General features: G+C 38.1%; 12 protein-coding genes. 9 read left to right on the top strand and 3 right to left on the bottom strand.

Going from position 1 to position 9,128, the window contains the following annotated elements; genetic code table 11:
* Positions 1-171: 171 nt before the first annotated feature.
* Positions 172-450, top strand: coding sequence for a PTS sugar transporter subunit IIB (locus tag BO222_RS01650; protein WP_075857278.1), 279 nt, complete (start codon positions 172-174; stop codon positions 448-450).
* Between the two features lie 285 nt (positions 451-735).
* On the opposite strand, the gene BO222_RS01645 is transcribed toward BO222_RS01650, so the two are convergent.
* The gene (locus BO222_RS01645) at positions 736-1,818 is read right to left on the bottom strand and encodes an iron-containing alcohol dehydrogenase (protein ID WP_075817779.1); all 1,083 of its coding nucleotides are present in this window, start codon (positions 1,816-1,818) and stop codon (positions 736-738) included.
* A 337-nt stretch (positions 1,819-2,155) separates the two neighbouring features.
* Between BO222_RS01645 and BO222_RS01640 the strand changes: the two genes are divergently transcribed.
* The 4 genes from BO222_RS01640 to BO222_RS13595 all read left to right on the top strand — a co-directional run bounded on the left by BO222_RS01640 (position 2,156) and on the right by BO222_RS13595 (position 3,799).
* Positions 2,156-2,659 carry a hypothetical protein gene (locus BO222_RS01640; protein ID WP_075817777.1) on the top strand — a complete coding sequence of 168 codons (504 nt, stop codon included), beginning with the start codon at positions 2,156-2,158 and terminating at the stop codon, positions 2,657-2,659.
* A gap of 441 nt (positions 2,660-3,100) precedes the next feature.
* Positions 3,101-3,238 (top strand): hypothetical protein, encoded by a 138-nt coding sequence (locus BO222_RS13605; RefSeq protein ID WP_158024536.1) that lies wholly within the window; start codon positions 3,101-3,103, stop codon positions 3,236-3,238.
* A gap of 135 nt (positions 3,239-3,373) precedes the next feature.
* Entirely contained in the window at positions 3,374-3,514 is a 141-nt protein-coding gene (locus tag BO222_RS13600) for a hypothetical protein (RefSeq protein WP_158024535.1), read from the top strand.
* Positions 3,515-3,628: 114 nt separating this feature from the next.
* Positions 3,629-3,799: a hypothetical protein gene (locus BO222_RS13595; protein WP_158024534.1), complete on the top strand. Its 171-nt coding sequence runs from the start codon at positions 3,629-3,631 to the stop codon at positions 3,797-3,799.
* Between the two features lie 410 nt (positions 3,800-4,209).
* On the opposite strand, the gene BO222_RS01635 is transcribed toward BO222_RS13595, so the two are convergent.
* Positions 4,210-5,937: a carbon starvation CstA family protein gene (locus tag BO222_RS01635; RefSeq protein WP_083647623.1), complete on the bottom strand. Its 1,728-nt coding sequence runs from the start codon at positions 5,935-5,937 to the stop codon at positions 4,210-4,212.
* Between the two features lie 382 nt (positions 5,938-6,319).
* Here BO222_RS01635 and BO222_RS01630 point away from each other — a divergent pair, with 382 nt between their 5' ends.
* From BO222_RS01630 to BO222_RS01620, 3 genes are all read left to right on the top strand, one after another.
* On the top strand, positions 6,320-6,499 hold the full coding sequence (locus BO222_RS01630; protein ID WP_075817775.1) for a helix-turn-helix domain-containing protein: 180 nt from the start codon (positions 6,320-6,322) through the stop codon (positions 6,497-6,499).
* Positions 6,500-6,627: 128 nt separating this feature from the next.
* On the top strand, positions 6,628-7,038 hold the full coding sequence (locus BO222_RS01625) for a type 2 periplasmic-binding domain-containing protein (RefSeq protein ID WP_075817773.1): 411 nt from the start codon (positions 6,628-6,630) through the stop codon (positions 7,036-7,038).
* Positions 7,039-7,383: 345 nt separating this feature from the next.
* Positions 7,384-7,797, top strand: coding sequence for a hypothetical protein (locus BO222_RS01620; protein WP_075817771.1), 414 nt, complete (start codon positions 7,384-7,386; stop codon positions 7,795-7,797).
* A gap of 90 nt (positions 7,798-7,887) precedes the next feature.
* Here BO222_RS01620 and BO222_RS01615 read toward each other — a convergent pair whose 3' ends face one another.
* Positions 7,888-8,151, bottom strand: a complete 264-nt coding sequence (locus BO222_RS01615) for a helix-turn-helix domain-containing protein (RefSeq protein WP_075817769.1) — start codon at positions 8,149-8,151, stop codon at positions 7,888-7,890.
* A 790-nt stretch (positions 8,152-8,941) separates the two neighbouring features.
* Between BO222_RS01615 and BO222_RS01605 the strand changes: the two genes are divergently transcribed.
* Positions 8,942-9,128, top strand: a 187-nt coding sequence (locus tag BO222_RS01605; RefSeq protein WP_143356888.1) for a MerR family transcriptional regulator, incomplete at its 3' end; no start/stop codon positions are given.

Genomic DNA, 9,128 nt, shown 5'->3' with positions numbered 1-9,128 from the left:
AAAATGAGAGCAACTCAGCCATGAGTCAGGCGGCGATTTCATTGAACTAACCCCCATGGGGGTTAGTTCAATGAAACACCACTTGTTGGAGACTCATTGGTTTCTGATTACTCTCATACAATACGAGCTAGAGAATTGATGATTAATATACATGCAGAAGGCATGCCCTGGATGGATCTGAAAAAAAGAGCCAGAGAAGCGGACCTGATTCTTCTGGCTCCTCAGATCAGCTACCTTGAAAAGAAGCTGAAAGCTGAATTTGGTGATAAAGTCAGCATGATTCCAGCAATCGATTTTGCTACATTCAACTATCAGGGTATGCTTCATACGGTGATGAAAAGAGACAAGGAAAGAAAAGCAAAAAGAAAAGCTCAAATCGAACAGGCTTTTTCTTACTTTGACCAGTTAGCTGTCCTGGCAGCGTGTCAAACCTGCGGACAAAGCCTTTAAAAAATTACAGTTTTCAAATCGATCGTTTTCATTTCAACTTTTCCTGCCAAATTATAACGATCAGATCAGACATAACAATCTAAACTATGATACAAAGCCTAACCATTAAGAGCCATCTGTCAGAATGTAAACTGTCAGATGGCTCTTTGCATGGATCTTGATAAAGTCAAATTTTCAAATATCAAATTGTCAGTAAGGCCAGACAATAGTCTTTTAGTCTATTCATCCACTTTTTTAGAAACCGAACAATTTTTGCTTGCTTCTGTTTTAGCAATCTTCTGAATTCTATGGTTTGTTTGAATTTAAAAGAATTTCTTTTGTTTGTTGATCAACAGCATGCTTTTTGAGCTCTTCATCGCTGATTATCAGGCCGCTTTCTGGAATTGACAAAGGAAGTCCCACTGATTGCAGCTGCTTTTTAAATAGGCTGAGTGCCTGTTCAAACTGATTGATATCAGCAGAAAATACTTCTTTGGCGATTTCTATGCTTCTTTCTTTCTGTTTTTGATTCAGGCTTTTTAGCCAGGCAATAAATAACATTGAACCGGCTGTTCCTTCAGTCAGAGAATATTTAAAGGATAGGTTGGAAGCGATGGATTCAATTGAACATTTGGATACATTCAGTTTTGTGTGAGATTGATATCCGATCTTAAAGAGACTCGTACGGGCTTCAAGATCATCCTGGTTCATTTTCAGCTGGTCTGCTGCGAGAAACAGATCCTTTATTAATGTGATGGCTTCTTCAAGCTGCTTTTCATCATCCGTTTTGAGTGCAGCAAAAAACAGGTGAATGAAAAGACCAAACGCCTGATTCATCGTTGGAAAAAGCGGATACATGGAAAGCTTCGGATCCAGAATAGCAAAAGTACATTTCAGAGACGGATCATGAATCGTTTTGCGTTCTCCCTTTTTAACCAGCGTACAGGACGTTGAAAGTTCTGCACCAGAAGAAGGATTCGTCATAACGGAAGCAATAGGACAGGTTTTCTTTGGTTTCTTCTTTCCAGTCCAGAAATCCCAGACATCCCCTTTATAGTGAAGACCAAGGGCTATTCCTTTTGCGCATTGTAAGGTGGATCCGCCTCCTAAGGCGATGATGACATCGCAATTTTCCTTTCTTGCAATCTTTATTCCCCGTTTTACAGATTTATATGTAGGATTAGGGAGAATCTGTCCCATATTGGCATATGGAACCTGTTCCTTATTCAGTAAAATACGCACTTTTGTCAGAAGACCATCTTCCACAGGTCTGTGACCATGGACCAGCAGTGCCTTATGAGCACATCCTTGAATTAGATCAGGCAGTTCTTCTAAAGAATCAGGACCAATTTTTATAATTTGTGAATTCTCATGATTGTTGTGTTTCATATCTGAACCATACCATTGATCCTCGTTTTCATACCTGTAAAAGCAACAATTCAAATATTTAGAGTTTTTTCATCTTCCTGAACGTTGGTCTGGCCTTTTTCCATTTTTGATCAATCAAAAGAAAAAAGACATGAACCAAACGATGCTTTTAATATTCCATTCATTCCCCGGCCTTCATCTGTCCATTCTTCGATTTGACTGATGCGACTTTGTTATAATGGTTTCAAGCAGCAATCATCCTGTACTCCTAATCAGTAAGATGCCAATAATCTTGGTCAGGATGAGTGCTTAGAGAGTAAAGAAATTTGTCCATAACTGACAAAAGAAGGAGAATTTAATGACACAATATGCTTTTAAAGACAAGAATAATACCGTTTTTGTCATCTCTGAAGAAGAAAAGCAACCTGGTTGTACAACTGCACATATCGATGTAATTGATGAAGAATCAACTGAAATCCCATTCAGTTCCAGCGAACTGACTGGTTTATATACATCTTTATATCACTTACTTGGTGATCGACCGATCAGTATTCAGGTTGAGCAGACCAGCGATCGTCCGTATACCCAATCATTATCTGCAATGCCGCTCACAAATACGTCGGATGAAGAAAATGGACTCTATATGTACTATCTAAACGGACGCAATGAAAAGCCAATCATTTATCTTTCTGACTGGCTGTTCGACTTTGACCGTCATGGTGAACTCAATAATCCAGATACCAGCCGCATGGATGATGAAGTCAGATGGTTCAGCGATCATGAACAAAGTGTTCTTGGTATGCTTGATAGAGTACTGACTCATTCTCCATGGATTTACCATATTCGAGCCGATGTTGAATGAAGTAACCAATTTATATCTTTATAAATATCGCCTTATTTTCATCCGTCATATCTGATTTTAGTCAAATAGATTTGTTCTTTTTCTATTTTTCTTAAACGATTCATTCCAATCACCATTTTTTTCGCAAAATAAGTTCTCTTTTCTGACTCTTTGATTGAATAATCAACCAGAGTTCAAAGAGAACTTTTATTTTTTTAATCCAGCAGGTAATGTCCTTTCTTGAATCAGTAAACCAAAGACGTTCGGATGTTGTTCAATAATTCTTCAATTCTTCCTGATCCTCGCAAAACTGAATCAATGGAATCTTTCTCAAAATGAATTCAGTGAAATTTGAAATTTCATCATTGCAAAATCATCTGACTGAGAATTTTCAAATACAGTGTGGAAAAATTCAGTTTATTCTGGCCTAAGTTTATTCTCTGGCTATTTCAGGAGGTGTTCATGAAAAAGTTTCTAACCATTTTGTTTTGCTTTTTGTTTCTTGCAGGATGTGCTGGAATGACACCGTCTGCAAACGACCAGGAAATTCCTGAATCCGATTATGGCAGCTCTGCATTGCAGGATCTGGATAACAATTAAGACGAAACAACAGAGTCCAAGGCAGCTAACTGCCAAAGAATCTGAACAACCGATTTATGCCTATACATGGCAAGGCGATGATACCAAAGAAGACATGCGTATTTTTGGCCCTCAGAACAGGAGCCGTTTACAAAAGTGGAATTTATCGAGTATCTGCCTTCGAAAATCGATTTTGAACATGAAAGCAAGGAAGATGTAGATTTGTATCTCAGTGATGTCAAAAACGCTCTGATTGAAGCCGATGGGATCGATCCTTCAATTTTGGAAGTGGACTGAAAGCCAGGACATCTGAAACTAATTTATACCTGTCATAATCTTGAAGATGTTTGGAGCGTTCATCAGGGATATCTGGAAGACAGCGTTGCCTATATTTATAAAACTTATTCCAATATGAGCGGAACCACTGAATGTGATGGAAAGCCAGTAGAACATACCGTTCCTGACATCAGTGAATTAGATCCGGATATGCAGACCATTCGTGACTGGACTACTACCTATCAGAGTATCTCTCAGGCGATTAATGATGGAAGCTTAGCAATTGATGATTCAAAGGCGATCTAATTTATGGAGAGTTCCTAAGACATTTCCGATCTTGTATATAAATGGGATCAGAATTTTAATCTCCTCAATGATGAACAAAGAAAGACATTTACTGATATCAAAAACAGCTACTCAACCGTACTGCTTGGTTAATTAGGTTAAAAAGCTGCATATTCTGTTTTATGGCGCCAACAGGCGCTTTTTTTGTCGTAAATTTTGAATACATCAGTCGAAGTCAAAGAATTGCCTTTATATCCTTTATACATGGATATCTCTGTTTCCAACTGTTGATAAACTCATAATCCTTCCTAACCATAAAGAAAAAAGTTCTCTTCCTAATACCTGGATCGAATGATCCATATCAGGTGAAGAGAACTTTTTAAGTTTTACGGCTTCATTTTTGATAAATCAATTCTGTGATCACAAAATTTCTATTCTGCTAATGCATCAATTTCTTCTTCATAGTGATTCATTGGGCCAGTCTTCAGATTTACAGGTTCCTTACCTGCCAGAGCACGCAGTCCCTGAACAGCAACCACTACTCCTAATGCAAGAAGTAAAATCGCAAAGACCAGCTGTAAACCAAGCCCAAGGCTCAGAGTTCCGGCAAATAACTGACCGCCAAGACCAATAATCGTCATGGACAAAGCAGTAAAAGTCACTGCCATCATGAATACCATTGGAATATAGAGCATTTTTGATTTGCGCTTTGTCTTTTTTAAGAATACAGCACAGGCGACCAGAGCAAGAACTGAGAGCAGCTGATTGGCAGATCCAAAAAGAGGCCAGATCTGGGCATATCCGATTCGAGCCAGAACAATTGCCAGAACCAGAGTCAAAGCAGTTGAGAAATAAGTATTTGTCATCAGCTTAGTCAATGGACTTTGCATCGCTGGATCAGCCTGTTCATCGGCAAACAGTTCCTGAAGCGAAAGACGACCGATTCTTGCTACGGAATCCAGAGAAGTCAGGGCGAAAGCACTAACAGCCAGGTTAATCAACGTAAATGATAAATCCCATGGCAGACCAATTGTTGCAAGGAAGTTTGCAATCGCGCCTGCAAAGATCTGAGGCTGGGTGATCAATCCCATGCTTGCCGCTTCGCCACCGGCAAAACTGGCTACGCAGATCAATGCGATGACAGCAAGCATGCTTTCCATAATCATCGCACCATAAGATACAGGCAGCATATCCTTTTCATTCTTGATCTGCTTACTGGCCGTACCTGAAGAGACCAGTGAATGGAATCCACTGACCGCTCCACATGCGATGGTGACAAAAAGAATCGGGAAAAGCATCTGGCCATCGACATCAAAACCTGCAAAAGCAGTAAGATTAATTGAAGGATTCGATACAAATACTCCGATAATCGCTCCAGCAATCATAAAGATCAGCAAGTAGGAGTTCAGATAGTCTCTTGGCTGAAGCAAGGCCCAGACCGGTGCAACACAGGCAATAAAGACATATATGAAAATAATGTAATGCCAGGTCGTCTGTGTTAAATAAAATGGAAAGTTCATGCCAATCCAGACGGCGGCAACTAACATCAGAACAGCAATGGCCGTATTGATCCATTTATTCAGTCTGGCCCAGCGAAGAATCATGCCAAGGAGTACAGCTTCGATAATAAAGATCATGGATGTAGAAGCAACAGCACCATTGGCCTTAACAGTTGCTCCAGTATCGCTGTAACCATTAAAGGTCCCTGCGACAATATCGGCAAAAGCCGCTATAACCAGAATACAGAACAGCCAGCAAAACAGTAAAAACAGTTTCTTTCCCGTTTTGCCTATATACATCTCAATAATTGTTCCGATCCCTTTGCCTTTCGATTTCACAGAAGCATACATACTTGCGAAATCCTGAACAGCTCCAAAGAAGACACCACCGATCAGAATCCATAGTAGAACTGGAACCCAGCCAAAAATTGCAGCCTGAATTGGACCGTTAATTGGACCAGCTCCCGCAATTGAAGCAAACTGATGACCAAATACAACATTTGTATCAGCCGGTACATAATCTACTCCATCCTGCTGAGTATAGGCTGGAGTTGGATCTTTGGGGTTAATTCCCCAGGTTTTTGCAAGCCATTTTCCATAGAACAGATATCCTGCTCCAAGAAAAAGAATTGCAATCACCATCATAGTGATTCCATTCATATCCTTTTCCTTTCTCAATCATAGATTGTTAATCCATTCTAAAAAGAATCTATTCCATTATTTTCCCATATTTTAAAATTTGAAAATAGTTTCTGTAAATAAATGTAAATATGTATGAAAGCTCTTATATTTTCAGTTAATTTATAAGTTATGATTTCTGGATCTTATACAGAGTTTTCAGATTTGGAAAGCTTAATTCCTTTAACGGAAAATGACAGAGAATAAGAAAGCTTCATAATACCGAATGAATCCATAAGAGATTCTCAGTCTTCAGGCTGTCGATGCTTGGTTGAAAGTCATGGATATCCAATCCGATCTTCCTGAATCAAGGTTTGAACTCAATCCAATCAGAAAATGAATCAATTCTGAATTTTTGTCAGATATGCTGAAGTTACTTGCTAAATCATACGCAACTTTCCTGTTTTGTCTGTGTGACCAGGATGGCTCACTGACCAGAGCTGCTAATCAGCTTCATATTTCCCAGCCTGCTTTCAGCTATGCCAATGCTCAGTTCGAATCGGATCTGCAGGTAAAGCTGTTTGATCGTAAGGCAAACGATTAGCTCTTAATTCAGTTGGCCAGAAAATTCTGGAAAAAGCTGAACTGATTTTAAGTCTCTGCGAAAAATTCGAATCAGAAGCCAGGCAGGAAAACAAACCTTTTCATCCTGGCTTTTTAGATGAAGGAATCATGTGGATCATTCTTCGCAGACTTCAAATAACCGGATTCGACTGCAATGGATTTTTAATTCCCGAGAATCTGGAGATGGATTTTCTGAAAAATGGAACGGTTGATCTGCTGATCTCGGAAAATCCATCAAAAAGTTCAGGTATAGAATCCATCTTCTATATGCAGGACCAATGTTTCCCGATGGTTCATCCCGAAGATCCATTATCGAATTTTTCATCATTAAAACTGGTTGATCTTCCTGAACATGAGTATCTGAATTCTTCATTACAGGGAACTCACCAGAACTCCGTCAACAAAATTCTGAAAGCAAGTCCATACCTGCGAGTTCATACGAATGAATATTCTATATCTAAGTACCTGGTTGACAGAATTCATGTTTTTCAACGACTTCAATTCTGGCTCAAAAAGTAAAAGGAATAAACCAGGATGCCATCTAATTCCATTAGAATAGGCTGATCTTCAGTTTTCATACTGGATTAAGTTTTTATCCAAAGAAAGGAATCATCTAAATCAGCTGATTGAAGAACTTCTTAAAATATGAGCAGAAGAATTCGCTGAAATCCAATCAGAAGAGATTTGATAGTCTTAACTGCAGATTGATGAATCATTCTTCATGAATTTTCAAAAAATCTATGTTTTCGCTTTCATTTCTCGATCTTTTCGGTTAAAAATAAATAATCAGGGCATATCTCTCGATATTTTTGATTGTCTATGAATTTAGATTGTACCTGGCTGAAAAATTGTGAGGTGAAATTCATGGATGAAAAACGCTTTGCGATAATTTGTTACTATCTGGCCTGCGGATGCATCTGTCTGAATGGACGTCTGTTTGTAGTGTTCTGGCAATGGAACCATTTTGAAATAGGTTTTATTCTTTGCCTGATTTCAATTATCGGTTCTTTGATTGTTCGGCTTGTATCACAAAAAATACAGACAGGCTCATTTCTTCCAATCTATGAAGGATGGAAGAAATGCTTGCTGATCAGTCTGATCGCGAGCATCTCGATTCTTGCCTTATTCATCAAAGACTACTTTGAACCTGATTTTATCCATGGAGCATTGGCTGTATTACTTGCTTTAGCTGTATTTATGGCTTCCTTTGAAATTCAGTCTGATTTAATAACAGGAAAAAACTCTGCCAATTCATCGAACAATCCAAGTAAAACCTGATTGATCTATCTGAAGAGTTTATCCATTTGGACACGAACAAGAAAAGGCTTTTGCCAATCCAGATATCTGGATTTTTGCAAAAGCCTTTTGCTATGCTGGCAAGGTTTTAAATATAGGACTCATCACAGATTGCAGATCAAAGGATAAATCAAATAAGATTTCTGAATTATCTTCCTGCAAGATACTAAAAGCATCTTTAAAAAGTTCAATCGGCGCGATTTGAGACTGATTTTCTATCTTACTTAGTGTACTTTGAGAAATAAACAGTTCACTCGATAGCTGCTTAGAGCTAATCGAATACTGCTTTCGAATCATTCGAAGAAGATAACCTAAGACTTTATTTTTTTCTTCCATGAATCTTTCTTTCTAAAATTTTTCGAATTTCGAAATAAATCTATCGTTTTAATCAAGAAATATCCCTATAATTTTATATATAAAAAACGAAAGAATAATCCAATATGTTTAATAATTATGGTTTTGTTGCTGAGTTGATGTTTTCGCATCAACAATTATGCATTCCTTTGATTATTGAAGTTCATCCCATAAATAACACCAAAGACAATCGTTTTACAAAACCTGCAGGTGGACCAAAACAATGTCATTCAACATTAGTTCCAGACTCCGATTTAATATGTAGTCTGCTAACATAATTACATACTGTTTTTAATTAATCTATTTATGTTGAAATACTTAAAGAAATTGTTTGCGGTTTTTGATAATCACACATGGCTGGCAGTCATATTTATATTAGGATTGAATTATTTATTATGGCAGGATGATTTATTTCCTCATCATTACGGATTGTTAACTGGAATTTTCTTATTTTCTTCAGCAATCATTATCGGAACATATAAGATGAAGAATCCTGATAGCCAAAATAAAAAAGATGAAGTGGACCACAAGTGATCAATCATAAACCAAATCATTAACTTCAAAAGTTCAGGGACTAATTTGCTTTTAATTGGTGTTTGTAGGAGTGGACGTTTGCAGCAAAATCTACTTTTTATTGTTTCCATGGTCAGATCTTCCCTCTTTTTTGGGCTCATAACAGTTTCAAGTAATCTTATAGTATGTAGTTCATTCTAAAAATATCTCGTGTTCCACCTGTGAAAACGGTATTATTATTATAGTGGAGGCAGTATCCATGGCATTGATGAAAATTGGAGAATTCGCCAAAGAACTTGGTGTTTCTGTACAGCAGCTCCGGGACATGGACAAAAACGGAATACTCAAGCCAGCCGCTGTTTCTCCAAAAGGGACCCGGTATTATTCAGAAGAACAGCTGTATCGATACACCCACCAGAACCAGCCCCACAGAAAGGTCATCGGCT

This window comes from Ileibacterium valens (assembly GCF_001945525.1).
Lineage (GTDB): Bacteria > Bacillota_I > Bacilli_A > Erysipelotrichales > Erysipelotrichaceae > Ileibacterium > Ileibacterium valens.
The sequence above is the reverse complement of the archived record's forward strand: the minus strand, read 5'-3'. Positions and strand labels throughout refer to the sequence as shown.